The organism is Segniliparus rotundus DSM 44985, assembly GCF_000092825.1.
GTDB classification, from domain to species: domain Bacteria; phylum Actinomycetota; class Actinomycetes; order Mycobacteriales; family Mycobacteriaceae; genus Segniliparus; species Segniliparus rotundus.
This window is the reverse complement of sequence record NC_014168.1, coordinates 1,135,765-1,152,791: the sequence shown is the minus strand read 5'-3', so window position 1 is coordinate 1,152,791 and position 17,027 is coordinate 1,135,765. Positions and strand designations below refer to the sequence as shown.

Here is a 17,027-nt window from a genome sequence, read left to right as displayed (position 1 = left end):
CCGCGCCGTTCCATTGCGAACATGTGTGCTAACTCCGTAGCGTAGAGGTCAGCGGGAGACGTGCGCCCCGAGCCCCACCACCCACCTAGAGAGCCGCCACCGGCGAGCTGTGTCGACAAGGGGGCCATCGTGGGCAGACCGCTCCCGCCGAACATCCTCGCCCACGGCCCCGACACCCTCCTCGCCGCCGACGAGGCCGCGCGGGTCCTGGGCGTCAAAGCCCAAACCGTCCGGGCCTGGAGCCGCCGGGGCAAGCTCCGGCCATCCGGCCTGGACAACTCGGGCGTGCACCTTTACCGATTCCACGACCTGCTGCGAGCAGCCACGACCAGGGGAGGAAACAGCCCATGCCCGAACTGTTGACGAGCGTGGAGCTGTTCGCCGGGGCGGGCGGCCTGGCCCTTGGCCTTGAGCGGGCCGGTTTCCAGGCCGCCGCCCTGGTCGAATTCGACAAGAACGCCTGCGCGACCCTGCGCGCCAACTTCCCCGACACCCCCGTCATCGAGGGCGACGTCCGAGGCGTCGACTGGAGCGAGATCGCAGCCCCCGGCGAGACCGACCTCGTCGCCGGAGGTCCGCCGTGCCAGCCGTTCAGCCTCGCCGGCTCGCAGCGGGGCGAGGCCGACGAGCGCGACATGATCCCCGAATTCGTCCGCGCCGTCCAAGGGCTGCGCCCCAAGGCGTTCCTCATGGAGAACGTGCGCGGCCTGCTCTCCCCACGCCACGCCGACTACTACCGGCGCGTCCTCGAACGCCTCGCCGAGCCCGCCCTCGGCCTGCGCTACACCGTCACCCCGAACCTCGTCTGCGCCGCCGACTACGGCGTCCCCCAGCAGCGCTGGCGCGTCCTGGTCATCGGCATCCGCGAAGACCAGAACCCCGAGGGCTTCGCCTTCCCCGAGCCCACCCACTCCTTCGAGGCCCTGCTGCACTCCCAATACGTCACCGGCGAATACTGGCATCGCCACCCCGTCCCCGAGGACGACCGGCTGCCCTTGAACAAGCCCCACGCCCGCAAGCTCGCGCTCGTGAAGCAGAACGGCCCCGGCGCGCTCCTGCCGTGGCGCACCTTCCGCGACGCCACCTGCGACCTCGGCGAGATCGGCCCCGTCGACCGCTCCCACCACACCCGCCACGCGCTCTGGCGCGAGCCGATCGTCAACCCGCCGTGGAAGATGCACCCCACCCGACCGGACCTGCCGGCCAACACCGTCCTCGCCAGCCACTCCGGCTCGGCGCGGTTCAACATGGTGCAACTCCCCGAAGGCCGGGCACGCGAGCTCACCATCCCCGAGAGGCTCAGGGCGCAGACCTTCCCCGACACCTGGCAGATCATAGCCGCCGGGCGGCAGAGCGCGCTCAAGCAGCTCGGCAACGCCGTCCCAGTCCAGCTCGGGCAAGTCGCCGGCAACGTCATCGCCGCCCACCTCGCAGCACAGCGGCCCGCGCAGGGCCTCGCGGCCTGACCAAGATGGCCGCCAGCTGGTCCGGCGACAAGGCCGCCAAACTCCGCGCACGACTGCGGGCAGAACGCCGCCCGTGCTGGATCTGCCGCCAGCCGATCGACTACAACGCGCCGCCCGAGCACCCCGACAGCTTCCAAGCCGACCACGCCTACCCCAGGGCCACCCACCCGCATCTGGCCTTCGACTACCAGAACCTGCGCGCCAGCCACGCCCGCTGCAACCAAACCAGGGGCGCAGCCCAACCCGCTCACGCGGCCTGGGCGAGAAGCGAGGACTTCTAGCCATAGTCGAACATGTATTCGATGAATGTGATAGGATGCGGGCATGGGATCTGCCGAGGAGAGCTTCAAGCACTGGCGCTACGAGACCCAGCTGGAGGACGCGGGCGACTACGGCCTCATCCAGTCCGTCGACGCCAAAACGGAAGACGGCAAGACCCTCACCGTGCGACTCTACGAGGTCGGCGCGGGCGGACTGATCCTCGCCGTCATCGGAGACAAAGGGACGCGGCTGACGATCAAGCACGACGACGGGCTCGTGCGGCACAACTACTGCGACGAGCGCGACCACTACTGCGACGAGACCGTCGTGGCCTTCGAGGACTAACCCACTCGCCACCCCCAGGGGGTAGGGGCTCAAGATCACGGCGAAGTCGATCATGACAGCCATGGCGGCGGTAGCGTCGAATCCCTCCCCGACCAGCCCCCCTCGCGCGTGCGCGCGAGGGGGGAGGGCGTCGTCCGCGCTACCGCCGCTGGCTAGGTTGTGGCAACGCCCCTCCGTCGGTGCCCCATCGGTCTTCTTCCTCTCGCTGCTCGACGAGGTCGGCGGGGGTGGCGTCGGAGATCTCCAGCAGGTCCGCGACGGTCGTCTTGTCGTTCGGTGCGGCCGCTGTCATCATCGCGTCGTGCGCGAGATGCGGGACGCCCCAGGGCGGGACCACGAACAGCGTGTGCCGTCTTCCCCGCTCCCCTTCTAGGCGTATGGTGCCTGGCGGTTGGTAGTAGGACTTGTCCAGCAGCACTCGTTTCCCGGCAATCAGGGCTTGGGCCGGAGCGATCGCCCATTCCCTGGCGCGATAGATCACCCGATGGACGTGGCCTAAGCGGACCCCGAGCACCCGCAGGAGTTCGGGCAGCTCTTCGGCCAAGTCTCGCGAGCGGGGCCACCACGCCCCGTCCACATGTCCGGTCGGCTCGGCTTTCGGCTTCAACCGCAGACGCAATGTCACGCCATGGCGCGGCATCGGATCGAGGACTGCGCCCGATTGGTGTGATAGTGATAATTGTCGCGACACGATGGACGCTCCTGACCGGCCCGCAGGAGCGAGCCTCTCGACCCCCGCGACGACGCCTTCGAATGAGGCCGTCCGAATCAGCGGGAATACGGTTCATTGTACGCCCGTGGGGGGATTCGCGCCGCCAACCAGCCCGACCTGCGGCGCTCTCGCCCCGGAGCCTGGACGCGGCGGCGGCCCGGCAGGGTCATTCGCCCAGATCGCCGCCGCCGTCGCCCGCCCACGACCGCTGCCTCGGGACCACGTCTGTGCCTTGGGCGCCGTCGGGCGAGAGGATCTGGGAGAGCCTCTCGGGGGCGTCGGTGTTGTGACGTCCCGCCGCCCTCGCCATGATCGAGCGAGCGTCGTCGGGGTGCAGGTCGTGCGGGATCACGAGCAGCAAGAGCTGCTTCTGGCTCAAACCGACCACACGCACCGCGTTCAACGGCCGACGAGCCTCCCCTGTCGTCTTCACAGCCCTTTCCTGCGAGGTGACGTGCCCCGGAGCGGTCGACCAACCGCCAAAGTCGTACAACACCAGATTGACAAGCCCCAACTGCCCCACGAGCTCCGGGAGCAGCCGAGGCAGCTCGACGTGCAAGTCCCGGCTCCGCGGCCACCACGACCCGTCGACAGGTCCCGATCCATGGTCCTGCGGCTTCAGCAGCATGCGCAACGCCTGCCGCCGATCCCTCTTTTTCGGCGCCCACTTCAAGAGAGCCCTCCTGCCTCGGCCACAACATGGCCGGGTACATGCCAACGACGGAACGGCCAACACGGCCAAGCGCGATATCCGCTGACATCCTTACTTTACACTCGTCACTTGCCTGATCACGCCTTTTTCGGCGGATTGATATTTCGATCACACAGGTAGCCGGTTCGGCTCTGCCCGCGCAAGTCGGCCATGGCGAAGCCAGCCAGGAGACTGCCGCCCTCCGGCCAACAGATCAACTTTCGATGGGAGCCACTCGCATGGCCTCTGTCCTCGCCGCCGTGGAGGCCAGCGTCGCCGCAGCCTCGCACCTGACCCCGCTCGACGCGGGCGCGGTGGAGAACGCCCGCGCCCTGGCGCGCTTGATCGACGAGGCCGAGGCTCGCGGGCTGGACGAGTTCGCCCGCGTCTGCCACAACGCCTCCCCCGCGCTCGGGAAGATCCTCTCCGACTTGGGCCTGACGCCGTTCGGGCGCAAGGGCCTGCCGCAACCGCCCGCTTCCGGGGGCAAGCTCGCGCAGCTGCGCAAGGCGGCAGAGACGAAGACTTAGCACCTGGAGGGCGGATGTGGCCGAACAGCTGCTCGGCTCCACTGTCCCTCGCGTGTGGACGCCGCCGCTGCGGGAGCTGACCCCCGACGCCAGCCTCGGCCACTCGGTGATCGAGTTCGCCCGCGACGTCCTCGCCGTCCAGCTCCTCCCCTGGCAGGAATGGCTGCTCACACACGCCTTGGAGGTCCGCCCGGACGGGCTGCCGCGCTTTCGCACCGTGATCGCCCTCGCCGCACGCCAGAACGGCAAAAGCCTGCTCATGATCGTCCTCGCCCTCTGGCGCGTCTACGTCAAAGGCGGCGTCGTCGTCGGCACCGCCCAAGACCTCGCCAACAGCGAGAAGGCATGGGGCGAGGCCGTCGAGCTCGCGGAGGGCACCCCGGAGCTCGCGTCCGAGGTCCTGCACGTCGACAAGACCAACGGCAAGAAGAGCCTGCGCCTGCACTCCGGCGCGCAATACAGGATCGCGGCCGCCTCCCGGCGCGGAGCCCGCGGCTTCACCGCCGACCTGATCCTGTTGGACGAGCTGCGCGAGCACCAGTCCTTCGACTCCTGGGCGGCGGTCACCAAGACCACGATGGCCCGCCCCGACGCGCAGGTCTGGTGCCTCTCCAACGCCGGGGACCACCTCTCCGTCGTCCTCGCCCACCTCAGGAACATCGCCCACCGCCAGCTCGACTGGCCGGACGGCAAACCCGACCACGTCGAGGACCAGGCCCCCGACGATGAGGCCGAAGACGACTCGGTGGGGATCTTCGAGTGGTCCGCCCCGCCCGGCTGCGACCCCAAAGACCGCCACGCCTGGGCGCAAGCGAACCCGGCCCTCGGGGTGACGATCACCGAGCGCGCCATCGCCAGCGCGTACGCCACCGACCCCGCCCCGGTTTTCGCCGCCGAAGTCCTCTGCCAATGGCCCCTCACCGTCACGCCCGGCCCGTTCCCGCCCGGCTCCTGGGACTCCACCCGCGACGACAACAGCACGATCGCAACCGACTCGCCGCGAGTGGTCGGCCTGGACATGGCCTGGAACCGCTCCACCGTCACGCTCGCCCTCGCCGGTCGCCGCGACGACGGGATGGCGCATGTGGAGATCACCGCCCAACGCGCCGGCTCGGACTGGGTCGCCCCCTGGCTCGCGGAGCGCCGCGAGAAGATCGCAGCCGTGATCGTGCAGGCCAACGGCGCGCCCGCCTCATCCCTTGTAGCCGATCTGGAGGCCGCCGGGCTGCCCGTCATAGCGTGGCGCGGCCCGGACCTCGGCAAAGCGACCGGAGCGTTCCACGACCTGCTCGCCACCGGCAAGATACGGCACTTATCGCACCCTGGCCTGGACCAAGCAGCCGCCACAGCAGCTGTCCGCCCGGCCGGGGACGCGTGGCTTATCGACCGCAAACACTCACCCGTCGACCCAGCCCCGCTCGTCGCCGCCATTGCCGCGACATGGGGATTGGCGAACCTACCTGCTGCTGAGCCCGTCAGCGCTTACGAGGACTCGGGGCTGACCGTGCTGTGACCTGACGAGAGCGAGGCCAGAAGTATGGGCCTGCTCTCCTGGCTCGGTTTCAAGCCGCCAGCCCAGCCGCCTGCGGTGTGGACCGCCGCCGAGCCGGTGGTGCGGGTCGTGCTCGCGGACCTGCAAGCCCAGCCGGTGGAGAAGTTGTGGGCCGAGCAGCCGAACCTGCGAACGGTCATCGACTTCCTCGCTAGGAACGTCGCCCAGCTCGGCCTGCACGCCTACAGCAGGCAGCCCAACGGGGGGCGGGAGCGCGAGCGGAACACGGCGCTCGCGCGGCTGTTGGAGCGCCCGAATCCGGAGCAGACCTGCTACGAGCTCCTGTACTCGCTCGTCGCCGATTTGAGCCTGTACGACCAGGCGTTCTGGTACGTCGACCAAGACCCCGCCTCGGAGTCCGGCTGGGTGGTGCGCCCGATCCCGCCCGCGTGGGTGACCGGCCGCCGCCAGATAACGCCGTTCGCGGTCGCCGAGTGGCAGATCGCCCCGCCGCACGCCACCGGGCTGGTGGTGATCCCCGGCGAGAAGATGCTCGTCTTCCACGGCTGGAACCCCCTGGACCCCACGGGCGGGCTCACCCCCGTGGCCACGCTCAAAGCCGTCCTCGCCGAGCAGATCGCCGCCCAAGCCTACCGCTTGCAGACCTGGCGCAACGGCGGCCGGGTCGGCGCCTACATCCACCGCCCCGCCGACGCGCCGCGCTGGTCCCCGGAGGCCAAACACCGCTTCGTCACGGACTACCAGGGCGCCTACTCGGGCAACAACGGCCCCCGCGCCGGCGGCACCCCGGTCCTCGAGGACGGGATGGAGCTGCGCCGGATCGGGTTCTCCGCGAAGGACGAGGACTACATCGAGGCCCAGAAGCTCGCCCTGGCGACCGTCGCCTCGGTCTACCACATCTCCCCGGTGATGGTCGGCCTGTTGGACAACGCCAACTACAGCAACGTCGAGGCGTTCTCCCGGATGCTCTACACCGACACCCTCGGCCCCACCCTCTCGATGGTCGCAGGGCGCCTCAACGCCTTCCTCGTCCCGAGGATCGCCCCCGGCTCCGCGAGCTACGTGGAGTTCGACCTGCGCGAGAAGCTCAAAGGCTCCTTCGAGCAGGAGGCCCAGGCGACCGCCACCGCCGTGGGAGGCCCGTGGCTCACCGTCAACGAGGCCCGCGCCAAGGACAACCTCCCCGCCGTCGAGGGCGGGGACGAGCTGCTCAGGAACCTCAACCAGACCACCGAGCCGAGCCCGCCACCGCCGCTCGGCCCGCACGAGGAGGGAGCCGGCGATGCGGCGCAAAGCGTTCGACACGACTATCCGGCCGCTGCCTGAGCGGGAGGGCGTCTTCACCGCGTACGCCTCCTGCTTCGGCAACCGCGACCTGCACGGCGACGTCGTGGTCAAAGGCGCGTTCGCCAAGACCCTCGCCCAATGGGCCGAGAAGGGCCGCCCGATCCCCCTGCTCTACGGGCACGATTTCAGCGACCCCGAGCTGTGCGTGGGCAAGGTCCTCACCGCGAGCGAGGACGACACGGGCCTCTTGGTGACAGCCTCCCTCGACTTGGACAACCCGAAGGCCGCACAGGTGCATCGCCTGATGAAGGACGGGCGGCTCGCGCAGATGAGCTTCGCCTTCGACGTCCTCGACTCCGAGCGCGTCAAAGCCGGGTGGGACCTCAAAGAGCTGCGCCTGCACGAGGTGTCCGTCGTGCCGATCGGCGCGAACCCCGACGCCGAGGTCCTCGATGTGAAAGCCGGGCGCGCGATTTCCGCGCGCAACGAGGCCGCCCTGCGGGACGCGCTCGACGCCGTCCGCGCAGCCGGGGAGGCCCTGCTCGCGGTCCTCCCCGCAGACGACCCGCCAGAAGACGAGCCGCCGCCCGAACCCGAAGCGCAAGCGCCACCGAAGTCCGCCCCGCCCGCCCGGCTCTACGCCGCCGAGCTCCACCTGCTCGACATCCATCCCGAGGAGACGAATTGACCACCACTGTCGCCGAGAACCCGCTGCTCAAAGAGCGCGCCGAAGCACACGAACAGGCCAAAGCCATCCTGGACGGCGCGAAGGCCGCCGGCGGTGACCTCAGCCCCGAGGACGCCGAGCGCGTCCGCTCGCTGATCGAGCAAGTCAAAGGCTTCGACGTCAAGCTGAAATCCCAGCGCGAGTCCAGCGAGCTGCAACGCGCCATCGACCAGCTCGTCCCCGACGCGAGCAAAGCCCTCGCACACCCGGGCTGGCAGCTCGACCCGGGCCGTGCCCCCGCGCGCAGCCTCGGGGAGCACTTCCTCAAACACGCCGGCCAGCGGCTGCAAGAGATCAAAGGCGTCAGCGGGGCGACCGCCACCGCGCCCGAATGGGTCCCCGCAGGGCGCAAGGCCGCCGACGACGTCCAGGTCACCGGGGGCCCGGACGGCCCGTACCGGGACTGGCTGACCGATGTGGACCGCTCCCTGCAGCGCCAGAAGCGCGAGCGCCCCGTCGTCGCCGATTTGATCGGCTCGGGCTCCATCTCCGGGCAGGCGATCCGCTACTACCTGGAGGGATCGATCGAAGGCGACTTCGCCACCGTCCCCGAGGGCGGGCGCAAGCCCCAGATGCACCTCACCGAGCCCACCCCGGTCACCGACCACGTCACCAAGGTCGCCGCGTTCATCCACCTCACCGACGAGACCCTCGAAGACCTCCCGCTCGTGCAGTCGGAGATCGACAACAGGCTGCTCTACACGCTGTCGGTGTTCGAGGAGCGCCAACTGCTCTACGGCACCGGCCAAGGCACCGACCTGACCGGCATCCTCAACCGCTCGGGCCTGCAGAACGAGCAGAGCGCGAACGCCGGGGACGACGCGGACTCCATCTTCCGGGCCATGACCAAGATCGCCACCGCCACCAACTACAAGGCCGACGGCCTGGTCATCCACCCCCTGGACTACCAGAAATTCCGCCTCTCCCGCGACGGGAACGGCCAATACCTCGCAGGCGGGTATTTCACCGGGCAGTACGGGCAAGGCCCCGTCCTGACCGACCCGCCGCTGTGGGGGCTGCGCACCATCGTCACCCCCGTCGTCGCGCAGGGCAAGCCATTGGTGGGCAACTTCGCCCAAGGCGCCACCCTCTACCGCAAGGGCGGGATCAGGGTCGAGTCCACCAACTCGGACCAGGACGACTTCGTCTACAACCGGGTCAAGATCCGCGCCGAGACCCGCCTCGCGCTCGCCGTGCGATGCCCCCTCGCCTTCGCGAAGATTTTTTTGGCCAACTAATAGAACTGGTGAGTGATATGAAGCTGTATAAGACAACTATTGCCGGTATCGAGCGCATCGTGCAGCTCTCCGACGAGGACGCCGCCAAACAAGGCTTGACCGCATCGGACGCGCTCGGCGACGCCGATTTCCTCGACAAGCCGCTGTTCACCGGGAAATCCGAGAAGCCGGCGGCGAAACAGGCCCCGCCCAAGCCCCAAGAGGGGTGAGCGCGGTGGAGCTGCCGCCGCTGGTGGACCCCGAGGTGTTCGCGGGCCTCTTGGCGGACCACGGCCGGGCCGAGCAGTCCCTCCGCGCGGCGACCGCCGCCGTGCGCGACCACTGCCGCTGGCACATCGCCCCCGTCGTCGCCCAGACCGAGAACGTCGCCTGCGACGGCGGGAGGGTCCTGGCGCTGCCCACCCTGCGCCTGGTCTCCGTCCAATCCGTCACCGTCGACGGAGAGCAGATCACAGGCTACCGCGCCGATCCGGCCGGACTGCTCGTCCGCGAGTCCGGCTGGCCTGAAGGCACAGTCACAGTCGAATTCACGCACGGCTACGACGACGCCCCCGCCGTCGCCGCCCTCATCTGCGAACAAGCCGCCCGGGCAGTCACCTCGCCGCTCGGCGGCGTCCACGAGAAGATGGGGCCCTACGAGTACTTCCCCGCCCCAGGAGCCTCCAGCCTCGGCCCGGAGCAGCACGAGGTCCTCAACAGGTACTACCTACCATCAGCCGCGTGACGCGATCAGCCGTGTTGTGGGAAGTGGACGACCGCGCGGCCGCCTGGCCCCTCTAGGGCCATGTCTTTGCCCAGCGGGTCGTCATCGACCACCAAGGACGACTGCCCCGCAGGAGACGGGGGCAGTAACGGCAGGATCCTCGGAGACCGTCCATTCGACTGGTACAGCTCGGGCTGGATCATGCCTTCTTGCCCGAAATCTTTGTAGTCCTCCTCGACCGGCAGGTCGCGTTCTGATCCCATGCCCAGATCATACGCCCAGAGGAGGGAATCAGCCGATGCCCGAGACGGTCGTCATCACCCGGCAATCGGGGTGGAGCGCGGACGGGGACCCCGAGCCGGGCGGGGTGCCCTACGAGCAGCCCGTCCTCTATATCGCGCCGCTCGCGCTGCGCCGCCCCCCAGAGGAGGCGGGCCGGGCCGAGGCGTCCGAGGGGTTCGAGGTCGGCCTGCCGCTGGGCTGCCCGATCAAGGGCGGCGACCTGATCACGGTGCGGGGCTTGGTGTGCCGGGCGCGGGTCAAGGAATGGCGAAGCCCGTTCACGAGACGGGCGGCGCTGGTGGTCGAGGCGACGACGGAACGGGGGTGAGCGCACGGCCATGAACGTCAAAGTCACCTTGGACAAGCAGGCGGTCGGCGAGCTCCTCAAAACCCGGTTCGGCAAGCTCGTCGACCAAGCCGCCGAACGGATCGCATCCCAGGTCCGCTCCGACCCCGCCGTCATCGCGCTCTCCGCCACAATCACAGAAGGCAGCGCGCAGGCCGAGGAGCTGGTGCAGGTCGACGCCTACACCACCGACCGTCAGGCCGCCGCGGTGGTGCTCGCCCACCCCGCAGGGCTCGCCGTGGAGGCCAAACACGGCGTGCTCACCAGGGCCGCGAAAGACGCGGGGCTGCAAGTCGCCGTGAGAGACCCCAGGCGCAAGCGGTGAGGGTCCCCGCGGACCCCGCGAAAGCGATCTGGGAGCACCTGCGCCGAGAGGTCCCGCACGCCGACGCCGGGGGCCAGTTGCCCGAGGACTGGCAGCCCGAGACCAGCCGGCCGTTCCTGCTCGTGGGCGACGACGGCGGCAGCGTGAACTGGCCCGTCTCCACCACCTGTCGCGTGCGGGTCGCCGCCTTCGCCCGAGGGCGTAGCGAGGCCCGGTTCCTCGCCGCCCAGGCGCAGGCCGCGCTCATCAGCCGAGACGTGCTCGGGATCGCGCACGTCTCCCGATTCCCCACCGCGATCCTCGACGCCCGCGACCCGCACAACCACGCCTGGCTCGCGGTGTTCACCGCCGAATGATCTGGTTACGCTTTTCCGGACACTTTGAGTCGGGGCCTCGGGCCTCGGGAAGGGAGTGCGGATGGCCGCGCATCCGGAGGAGTTCCGCCGCAGGGCGACAGAGGCGGCCCGCGCCGCCCGCGAGGGCGGGCGGCCTGTGGCCTGGGCAGCGAAGGAGCTGGGCGTGGACGCGAAGACGTTGCGCAAGTGGCTGGCCCAGGCCGACGGCGTGGAGGGCAAGCGCGTGGTCCGCGAGGGAGGGCACGAGGGGATCGCGGGCGACGAGCGGGCCGAGCTGGTCCGCCTGCGCCGGGAGAACCGGGTGTTGGCGATGGAGGTCGAGATCCTCAAACGGGCCTCGGCGATCTTCGCGAGGGAGAGCCTCCCAACCCCAAAATGATCTTCCGGCTGGTCCACGAGCTGGCCGACGACGGTTTCCCCGTCGCGGCGGCCTGCCGGGTCCTGGGCGTCTCCCGCTCGGGCTATTACGACTGGGCGTCGCGCCCGCCGAGCGTCAGAGAGGTGGCGGACGAGGCGCTGACCGGCGTGATCCGAACCGTCTGGTCGGGCTCGCGGCAGACCTACGGGGTCCGGCGGGTCCATGCGGAGCTGCGCATGGGCCTGGGCCTTCGGGTCGGGCTGCGCCGGGTCGGGCGCCTGATGCGCCTGGCCGGGATCGCCGGGGTCCACCGCCGCAGGCGGCGCGGGAACAAGCCCGCCCAAGCGGTCCACCCGGACCTGGTCGCCCGCAAGTTCACCGCCGACCGCCCGGACAAGCTGTGGGTCACCGACATCACCGAGCACGCCACGGACGAGGGCAAGGTCTACTGCGCCGCGGTCCTGGACGTGTTCTCCCGCCGGGTCGTGGGCTGGTCGATAGCCGACCACCTGCGCGCCGAGCTGGTGGTCGACGCCCTGGACATGGCCCGCTGGCGGCGCAAGCCCCGCGGCACGGTCGTCCATTCGGACAGGGGCGGGCAATATGTGTCGTGGATCTTCGGCCACCGGCTCAGAGAGGCCGGCCTGCTCGGGTCGATGGGAAAAGTCGCCTGCGCCCTGGACAACGCCATGATGGAGTCGTTCTTCTCGTCCATGCAGGTCGAACTCCTCGACCGCAGAGAGTGGGCCACCCGAGCGGAGCTCGCCAACGCCATATTCGAATACATCGAAGCCTGGTACAACCCCCTCAGACGCCACAGCGGCATCGGCTACCACAGCCCCGCCGCCTACGAGAACCTGCCCGCCCTCACCGAGAGCGTGGCATAACCGTCCGGAAAACCGTTGACAGATCACCGCGCGGTCGGCAACGCCCCCTTGTTGTTCTCCCGGCACACCGCATGCCACGACGCTTCTTTCTCCGGCAAACCCTCCGCCGGGTACGGCTCGTTCGGAGCCCGCCCCATCGCGGCCTTCGCGTGCGCCAGCGGATCACGCCCCTTCAAGGCGAGGTCCTCGCGCTGCGCCCCCTCCGCAGCTTGCGCGTCCGTCGCGGCCGTTTGCGCCGCGCGCAACTCCTCGTCCGACAAACGCTCCTCATACCCCGCCCGATCCGGCCAATACGCCTCCACAGGGCTCCGCAGCCTCAAAAGCGCGTCCACCACCTCCGTGCCGGGATCCTTCGTGAAACACACCGCCACCAACCGCCATGAGGAGTCCCCGTCCAAACCCCGCTCCAGCAGCCACTTCGCGAGCCCGACCGCCAACAACCCCGCGTCGGTCAAGAACTCCGTCCCCGCCGGGGCCTGCGAGCGGCCCAGCAGCCTCGTCCCCAACGGCAGCCTGAGCGCGGGCTCGATCTCGCTCTCCGCGCCCGTGGTCGTCACCCGCGTCGTCGTCGGACGCGACACCCCCGCCGCCTCGTTCGGCGCCACCCGCATATCCGCGAACACGAACCCCACCCCGTCCAAACCAGGATGCTCCACCGGCCCAACACCAGGCCACGCGATCCGCCCCCACACCCCCGACGGCAACAAACCCCCAACCGCCGCGCCCTCCACAACACCGCCCGAGGCGATCAACTCACCCAACACGGCGTCCCGAACCGGATGGGCCTGCGCGACCCGCGCCCCCAAACCCGACAACGCGCCCTGCAACAGGGTAGAAGCCGACCGAGCCGACGCCAACTCAGCGCGCGACAAACTCGACACCGACCCCAACAAAGCCTGCGTCTTCTCCTCCGCGCGCTGCCCCACGCCCGACGCGCCCCCAGCGGTGTCCCCCCGCATCGCCTCACGAACACCAGCCGCAGAAGCCGACTGCGCCCTCGTTTCTCCCCCGACCCCGCCAGCACCAGCACCGCCCCCGGCTCGGCTCACACCAGCACCACGCTGCTCGCCCTGCGACCCCGACGACGGCTGCGCGGCAGGCTTCTCAGTCGCGCCGCCGCCCTGCACACCCGTCCGAGGAGCCTCCGAACCACCACCGATGCCGCCGATCCGGGCACCCTGGCCCGGCCCGGACCCAGGACCACCAGCACCACCGATCCCGCTGATCGACGGCGGAGCACCCACACCACCGCTCCCACCAGAACCCGGCGGAGCAGCAGGCGACGACCCAGCAGCCGGAGCCACACGCTCCGCAACCGCCCCACCCGACTGCAGACCCGTAGACGCACCACCAAGGCCCCCACCCTGGCTACCCGAAGGAACTGCGCCCTGCTTAGCAGCACTTCCTAAGGTTTGCGCGCCAGTGGCAGATTGCTGCTGGGTTGCCGCAGAACCCCTACTTACAGAGTCCCCCGCAGGATCAAAACTTTGTTTCTGCGTAGCCGCAGAACCCCTACTCACAGAGTTCCCCGCAGGATCAAAACTTTGTTTCTGCGTAGCCGCAGAACCCCTACTCACCGGAAGCGACACTGGGTCCTCGCCTTGATGCAATTGCGCTCCCGCATCACGCACGACTGGCCCGGAGGCGCTACCGTTACCAGCATCGGAGAGCTGCAGCAGGCCTTGGTTGCTTGTGACGTAGCTACCGTGTATGGGTTTTGCTTCTTTTTCGAATTTGTCTGCGGCATCTTTTCGTTGTGAATCGGCCAGGGATGGCGCGTACTTACCGATAAAGCCGAAGAATCCGGCTTTGGCGGCTTTGTCCGCTTCGTTGGCCTTGGCGATGATGTCTTGTTTGGCCTTGTCGACGTTCTTGGGAGCCTCGAACATCATCACGTTTTCCGCGTGGATCGCGTCGAGGATATCCTGTTTCTTTTTCTCGAGGTCGACGAGGCGAGTTTGCGCTGCAGCAGCTGAGTCGGAGTCGCCCAACGCCTTGACAAGGTTGCTGTATCCGCTGTAGAGGGCATCCAAAGATTCACCCGCCTCTGGCGCGGCGGCAAGGAAAGAGTCCTGCGCCGACCGCATGCCAGACTCATCAGCAGTCGGCCACAAAGGCTTCGCCCTGTCCCACAACCAACTCAAACCACCCGGCCACGAAAGACCCACGACTCACATCCCCTTCTTAATCATCCTTAATAACCGCAAGCTCGATTTAAGGCTGGTAACTCATCGTTTAATTTCTCGTTTAAAGAATTCAGATCATCTGGTGAAGAACGCTCCCCAATTGCCTTGGCAAAATCTTGAGCCGTGCTCACATAGGCACGCAAGGGATCTGCCTGATCTTTAGGAATATCAGGGCCGATCGAACCGAGCAGAATTGGCGCTACCTTATCGGTTACTTCTTTCGCATTATCAGCAGCTTTGCTGATATTTGGATCGCCCCAAGACCATTTATTGTTATCGCCGACGGTCAACTTCCAGTAGCTGTCGATCGCGTTATTTATTTCCTGAACTCGTGCCATAAATAAGTGGCAAAGTTTCTTTGGATCTGAGATTGGAGTCACGGCGGGGGCGTTACTCGTGCTGGGGGTTTGGGCGATGGTTTGGATGATTGTGGTGCCGCCGCCGTTCGAGGAGGCGCCGTTGTTGCCGCCTCGGTCGCAGGCGGTGAGCCCGAGCGCCGCGAGTCCTGTGAGGGCGAGGGCTGTTGCTGTTGTCGTCGGGGTGTGGCGCATAGTGCGGTTCCTGCTCCTTCGGGTTTTGCGCTGGGCTTCGGGCTTTATTGTCCCACGAGGCTTAGAAGCCGAGCCGGAGTCCGGTCATGGCAGTCGTCACGGCCTGCTCGACGCGTTGCACGTTGGCGGCGTTGTCGTCGTCGGTGCCGTCGTAAATGTCAGCGCCCTCTCCTGCTTTGTCGGCGGTGTCCACAGCAGCTTTGGCCGCGCTCGCGCCATGCTTGGAGCGCGTCTCATGCGCACGCTGCGACTGGGAGGCGAGGTTGCCGTCCTGCGCGTCGTCCCCCGCGCTCGCGTGCCAGTCCATCGACGCGAGCGCGAGTTTGGTCATCGCATCCTTCAACCGCCGCTCAGCCGCATTGATCTGGTCCCTCGCGGCACGCATCTCCGGAGTGTCCACATCCGTCTTGCCCGTCACCCTGCCTCCTCGCTCCACGAGCACCGTCCCGATACTCCTCGGCCCAACTATACCGCAAGCACCGAATTCCACAACAGCCCCCTGACAGGGCCTAACGCCCCTCGTAAGGGCGGGGATCGAGCATCTCGCGCATCCCCGCCTTCGCCTGCCGCGCCACAGCGACGACGACCTCCGGCAGCCGGGAGCCGTGCCGCCGCAGGGCGTCCTCGTGCAGCCACACCTGCGAGGTCAGCTCGTCGCCGCCCACGGCCACCATCACGAGCTTCTCGTCGTCCGACGCGGTGTACTGGGCGCCCTCGGCCTCAACGAGCCGCTCGGTCTCGCGCGCGTTGTCCTCCAGCATCCGCGAGACCTCCTCGGGGACGCGCTCCCCCACGGGGGTCTCCCGGATCTTCACCGGATCCCACACCAGGCCCGCCGCCGCCTGCTCCAGCCTCGCGCGGTCCGCTTTGCGGTCGATCTCGAGCTGCTCCGCGTCGCCGGGGCGCTTGGGCTGCGAGGCGAGCCACTGCTCTTTGAACTCGCGTTCGGACACCCCCTCCCAAACGTCCAAATCCCGAGCCCACCACGCCTCCTCCGCCGTCATCTGCTTCGGCGGCTGCTTGTGCAGCAACCGGTTTAGCTTCGCGGCCCATCGCAGCTCGCCGTCTTTGACGGCCTCCTCGATCCACGCCATCAAAAACAAATGCCCAGAGGGCTGCCCCGCCGGGGTGCGCATAGTCCCGAGCTTCAGCAACAGCCCGTCCTCGAAGACCAGCTTGGCGAGCACCGGGGCGCACCGCAGCCCGAACCCGGCGTCACCGGCCACCACAGTCGCCCGCACCTTGCCCCTGCCGTCGTGCTTCGCGCTCGGCTCCCCCTCCGCGACGATCTTCGGCGCCTCCTCCTCGACAACCCGCCACAGCTCCTCGTCCTCCAACGGCTCGTTCGCCGACTGCTCAAACACCATCACCACCGCCTCCCAGCGCCGCGCGCAGCGCGCCGGACGGGTCGTAGTGCTCAAGCCAGGACCGCACCTGGTCATGCAGCCGCAGGAAGACGGTCGTGTAAAGCTCGTCGAACACGGCGGCACCTGCGGCGACCTCGGCCTCCAAGCGGCGGATGACCGCCTCACGCTCGCCGCTCTCCGCAGACATGCCCAACTCGCGCTCAGCCGCTAAAGCGCGCCGCTCGGCATCCTGCCTGCCCGCCCGGTAATCGGCCAGCGCGGCCTCCCTCGCGGCCCCGACCTCGTCGACCAGCCGCAGCACAGCAGAACCTTCCTCGACGAACGACTCCCGCTCGGACTCCACAAGACGTAGCTTCTCTTCCCGGGTCCCCAGGCGGTCCGCGTGGGAGTCCAGCACGTTCAGCTTCGCCCTGACCCGCTCCTTGTCTGTGAGAAGCCTTGCCAAGGCCATCGTGTCCTCGTGCAGCGCGTCATGCGCGACCCGCCACCGGGGAAGAACCCGCTGGCCGTCCCCGTCGGGGTCGCACATCGCCGCCTCCATCTCCCGCGATTACATCTTCTGACGCTGTGATCGTAAACGCAGATCCCGCGCGGGGCAACAAGCGCCCAGCGGGTTCTGTCACCGAGCCCGCCCGCGGGCCTTGGCGGGCAAAAGGTCGGCCAGCTCCAGCCCCAGCCAGCGCGCCACGGCCTCTAGCTCGTCCAACCGCCACGCCCTGCGTTCCCCCAACAGGTCCGACACCGTCCGCAGGCTCACCCCCAACACGGCCGCCAGATCGGCGCGCTTGAGCCGCCGACGCGCCAAATGCGCCCTGACCTCCAGCGCCACATGCTGGTTCGCGACCGTCACCGCTCGAACATAGCGTCGAACTCGCGCCCATGTCCAGATCCAAGCG

At 68.5% G+C, this 17,027-nt stretch carries 25 protein-coding genes; 16 read left to right on the top strand and 9 right to left on the bottom strand.

The features are described 5' to 3' along the window. Window positions 1–129 precede the first annotated feature (129 nt). The 4 genes from SROT_RS05880 to SROT_RS05865 are packed head-to-tail and all read left to right on the top strand — an operon-like array spanning window position 130 to window position 2,072. Complete coding sequence (locus SROT_RS05880; RefSeq protein ID WP_013138101.1) at window positions 130–363, top strand: helix-turn-helix domain-containing protein; 234 nt, start codon at window positions 130–132, stop codon at window positions 361–363. Then, the gene (locus SROT_RS05875; protein ID WP_013138100.1) at window positions 348–1,466 is read left to right on the top strand and encodes a DNA cytosine methyltransferase; all 1,119 of its coding nucleotides are present in this window, start codon (window positions 348–350) and stop codon (window positions 1,464–1,466) included. The genes SROT_RS05880 and SROT_RS05875 overlap by 16 nt, the downstream gene beginning before the upstream one ends. Before the next feature lie 5 nt (window positions 1,467–1,471). After that, entirely contained in the window at window positions 1,472–1,747 is a 276-nt protein-coding gene (locus SROT_RS05870; protein ID WP_013138099.1) for an HNH endonuclease, read from the top strand. A gap of 43 nt (window positions 1,748–1,790) precedes the next feature. Continuing rightward, window positions 1,791–2,072 (top strand): hypothetical protein, encoded by a 282-nt coding sequence (locus SROT_RS05865; RefSeq protein WP_013138098.1) that lies wholly within the window; start codon window positions 1,791–1,793, stop codon window positions 2,070–2,072. A 139-nt stretch (window positions 2,073–2,211) separates the two neighbouring features. Here the strand turns inward: SROT_RS05865 and SROT_RS05860 are convergent, their stop codons facing one another. Beyond that, window positions 2,212–2,697 carry a DUF5994 family protein gene (locus tag SROT_RS05860; RefSeq protein ID WP_187288064.1) on the bottom strand — a complete coding sequence of 162 codons (486 nt, stop codon included), beginning with the start codon at window positions 2,695–2,697 and terminating at the stop codon, window positions 2,212–2,214. Between the two features lie 253 nt (window positions 2,698–2,950). After that, complete coding sequence (locus SROT_RS15550; protein WP_148223363.1) at window positions 2,951–3,412, bottom strand: DUF5994 family protein; 462 nt, start codon at window positions 3,410–3,412, stop codon at window positions 2,951–2,953. A gap of 287 nt (window positions 3,413–3,699) precedes the next feature. On the opposite strand from SROT_RS15550, the gene SROT_RS05850 reads away from it, so the two are divergent. The 7 genes from SROT_RS05850 to SROT_RS05820 are packed head-to-tail and all read left to right on the top strand — an operon-like array spanning window position 3,700 to window position 9,494. After that, window positions 3,700–4,005, top strand: coding sequence for a terminase small subunit (locus SROT_RS05850; RefSeq protein WP_041406986.1), 306 nt, complete (start codon window positions 3,700–3,702; stop codon window positions 4,003–4,005). 16 nt (window positions 4,006–4,021) lie between these two features. After that, the gene (locus SROT_RS05845) at window positions 4,022–5,518 is read left to right on the top strand and encodes a terminase large subunit domain-containing protein (RefSeq protein ID WP_013138095.1); all 1,497 of its coding nucleotides are present in this window, start codon (window positions 4,022–4,024) and stop codon (window positions 5,516–5,518) included. 24 nt (window positions 5,519–5,542) lie between these two features. Beyond that, the gene (locus SROT_RS05840) at window positions 5,543–6,844 is read left to right on the top strand and encodes a phage portal protein (RefSeq protein ID WP_013138094.1); all 1,302 of its coding nucleotides are present in this window, start codon (window positions 5,543–5,545) and stop codon (window positions 6,842–6,844) included. Further along, window positions 6,801–7,493, top strand: coding sequence for an HK97 family phage prohead protease (locus tag SROT_RS05835; protein WP_013138093.1), 693 nt, complete (start codon window positions 6,801–6,803; stop codon window positions 7,491–7,493). Before SROT_RS05840 ends, SROT_RS05835 begins: the two co-directional genes overlap by 44 nt. After that, complete coding sequence (locus SROT_RS05830) at window positions 7,490–8,770, top strand: phage major capsid protein (RefSeq protein WP_013138092.1); 1,281 nt, start codon at window positions 7,490–7,492, stop codon at window positions 8,768–8,770. Before SROT_RS05835 ends, SROT_RS05830 begins: the two co-directional genes overlap by 4 nt. Before the next feature lie 8 nt (window positions 8,771–8,778). Further along, window positions 8,779–8,979, top strand: coding sequence for a hypothetical protein (locus SROT_RS05825; protein WP_148223362.1), 201 nt, complete (start codon window positions 8,779–8,781; stop codon window positions 8,977–8,979). After that, complete coding sequence (locus tag SROT_RS05820) at window positions 8,976–9,494, top strand: hypothetical protein (RefSeq protein WP_049773304.1); 519 nt, start codon at window positions 8,976–8,978, stop codon at window positions 9,492–9,494. Before SROT_RS05825 ends, SROT_RS05820 begins: the two co-directional genes overlap by 4 nt. Window positions 9,495–9,499: 5 nt before the next feature. Here SROT_RS05820 and SROT_RS05815 read toward each other — a convergent pair whose 3' ends face one another. Further along, on the bottom strand, window positions 9,500–9,736 hold the full coding sequence (locus SROT_RS05815; RefSeq protein WP_013138089.1) for a hypothetical protein: 237 nt from the start codon (window positions 9,734–9,736) through the stop codon (window positions 9,500–9,502). 35 nt (window positions 9,737–9,771) lie between these two features. Here SROT_RS05815 and SROT_RS05810 point away from each other — a divergent pair, with 35 nt between their 5' ends. From SROT_RS05810 to SROT_RS05790, 5 genes are all read left to right on the top strand, one after another. After that, the gene (locus SROT_RS05810; protein ID WP_013138088.1) at window positions 9,772–10,083 is read left to right on the top strand and encodes a hypothetical protein; all 312 of its coding nucleotides are present in this window, start codon (window positions 9,772–9,774) and stop codon (window positions 10,081–10,083) included. Window positions 10,084–10,093: 10 nt separating this feature from the next. Next, window positions 10,094–10,426, top strand: a complete 333-nt coding sequence (locus SROT_RS05805; RefSeq protein WP_013138087.1) for a hypothetical protein — start codon at window positions 10,094–10,096, stop codon at window positions 10,424–10,426. Further along, complete coding sequence (locus tag SROT_RS05800; RefSeq protein WP_013138086.1) at window positions 10,423–10,782, top strand: hypothetical protein; 360 nt, start codon at window positions 10,423–10,425, stop codon at window positions 10,780–10,782. Before SROT_RS05805 ends, SROT_RS05800 begins: the two co-directional genes overlap by 4 nt. A gap of 61 nt (window positions 10,783–10,843) precedes the next feature. Continuing rightward, window positions 10,844–11,161 (top strand): transposase, encoded by a 318-nt coding sequence (locus SROT_RS05795; RefSeq protein ID WP_013138085.1) that lies wholly within the window; start codon window positions 10,844–10,846, stop codon window positions 11,159–11,161. Then, window positions 11,158–12,027 (top strand): IS3 family transposase, encoded by an 870-nt coding sequence (locus tag SROT_RS05790; protein ID WP_013138084.1) that lies wholly within the window; start codon window positions 11,158–11,160, stop codon window positions 12,025–12,027. The genes SROT_RS05795 and SROT_RS05790 overlap by 4 nt, the downstream gene beginning before the upstream one ends. A 23-nt stretch (window positions 12,028–12,050) precedes the next feature. Here the strand turns inward: SROT_RS05790 and SROT_RS05785 are convergent, their stop codons facing one another. From SROT_RS05785 to SROT_RS05765, 6 genes are all read right to left on the bottom strand, one after another. Beyond that, complete coding sequence (locus SROT_RS05785) at window positions 12,051–13,271, bottom strand: hypothetical protein (protein WP_148223361.1); 1,221 nt, start codon at window positions 13,269–13,271, stop codon at window positions 12,051–12,053. A 950-nt stretch (window positions 13,272–14,221) separates the two neighbouring features. Then, window positions 14,222–14,764: a hypothetical protein gene (locus tag SROT_RS16435; protein ID WP_013138082.1), complete on the bottom strand. Its 543-nt coding sequence runs from the start codon at window positions 14,762–14,764 to the stop codon at window positions 14,222–14,224. Window positions 14,765–14,825: 61 nt separating this feature from the next. Beyond that, window positions 14,826–15,182 (bottom strand): hypothetical protein, encoded by a 357-nt coding sequence (locus SROT_RS05780; RefSeq protein ID WP_041407718.1) that lies wholly within the window; start codon window positions 15,180–15,182, stop codon window positions 14,826–14,828. A gap of 91 nt (window positions 15,183–15,273) precedes the next feature. Beyond that, on the bottom strand, window positions 15,274–16,131 hold the full coding sequence (locus tag SROT_RS05775; protein ID WP_013138080.1) for a hypothetical protein: 858 nt from the start codon (window positions 16,129–16,131) through the stop codon (window positions 15,274–15,276). Further along, complete coding sequence (locus tag SROT_RS05770) at window positions 16,121–16,660, bottom strand: hypothetical protein (protein WP_013138079.1); 540 nt, start codon at window positions 16,658–16,660, stop codon at window positions 16,121–16,123. Before SROT_RS05770 ends, SROT_RS05775 begins: the two co-directional genes overlap by 11 nt. Before the next feature lie 90 nt (window positions 16,661–16,750). After that, window positions 16,751–16,981 carry a helix-turn-helix domain-containing protein gene (locus SROT_RS05765; protein ID WP_013138078.1) on the bottom strand — a complete coding sequence of 77 codons (231 nt, stop codon included), beginning with the start codon at window positions 16,979–16,981 and terminating at the stop codon, window positions 16,751–16,753. Window positions 16,982–17,027: the final 46 nt, after the last annotated feature.

Coding starts and splice junctions, on each gene's coding strand:
- SROT_RS05875 (WP_013138100.1), top strand. CDS start 348: ATGCCCGAACTGTTGACGAGCGTGGAGCTGTTCGCCGGGGCGGGCGGC.
- SROT_RS05870 (WP_013138099.1), top strand. CDS start 1,472: ATGGCCGCCAGCTGGTCCGGCGACAAGGCCGCCAAACTCCGCGCACGA.
- SROT_RS05865 (WP_013138098.1), top strand. CDS start 1,791: ATGGGATCTGCCGAGGAGAGCTTCAAGCACTGGCGCTACGAGACCCAG.
- SROT_RS15550 (WP_148223363.1), bottom strand. CDS start 3,412: ATGCTGCTGAAGCCGCAGGACCATGGATCGGGACCTGTCGACGGGTCG.
- SROT_RS05850 (WP_041406986.1), top strand. CDS start 3,700: ATGGGAGCCACTCGCATGGCCTCTGTCCTCGCCGCCGTGGAGGCCAGC.
- SROT_RS05840 (WP_013138094.1), top strand. CDS start 5,543: ATGGGCCTGCTCTCCTGGCTCGGTTTCAAGCCGCCAGCCCAGCCGCCT.
- SROT_RS05835 (WP_013138093.1), top strand. CDS start 6,801: ATGCGGCGCAAAGCGTTCGACACGACTATCCGGCCGCTGCCTGAGCGG.
- SROT_RS05815 (WP_013138089.1), bottom strand. CDS start 9,736: ATGGGATCAGAACGCGACCTGCCGGTCGAGGAGGACTACAAAGATTTC.
- SROT_RS05810 (WP_013138088.1), top strand. CDS start 9,772: ATGCCCGAGACGGTCGTCATCACCCGGCAATCGGGGTGGAGCGCGGAC.
- SROT_RS05805 (WP_013138087.1), top strand. CDS start 10,094: ATGAACGTCAAAGTCACCTTGGACAAGCAGGCGGTCGGCGAGCTCCTC.
- SROT_RS05795 (WP_013138085.1), top strand. CDS start 10,844: ATGGCCGCGCATCCGGAGGAGTTCCGCCGCAGGGCGACAGAGGCGGCC.
- SROT_RS05790 (WP_013138084.1), top strand. CDS start 11,158: ATGATCTTCCGGCTGGTCCACGAGCTGGCCGACGACGGTTTCCCCGTC.
- SROT_RS16435 (WP_013138082.1), bottom strand. CDS start 14,764: ATGCGCCACACCCCGACGACAACAGCAACAGCCCTCGCCCTCACAGGA.
- SROT_RS05775 (WP_013138080.1), bottom strand. CDS start 16,131: ATGGTGTTTGAGCAGTCGGCGAACGAGCCGTTGGAGGACGAGGAGCTG.
- SROT_RS05770 (WP_013138079.1), bottom strand. CDS start 16,660: ATGTGCGACCCCGACGGGGACGGCCAGCGGGTTCTTCCCCGGTGGCGG.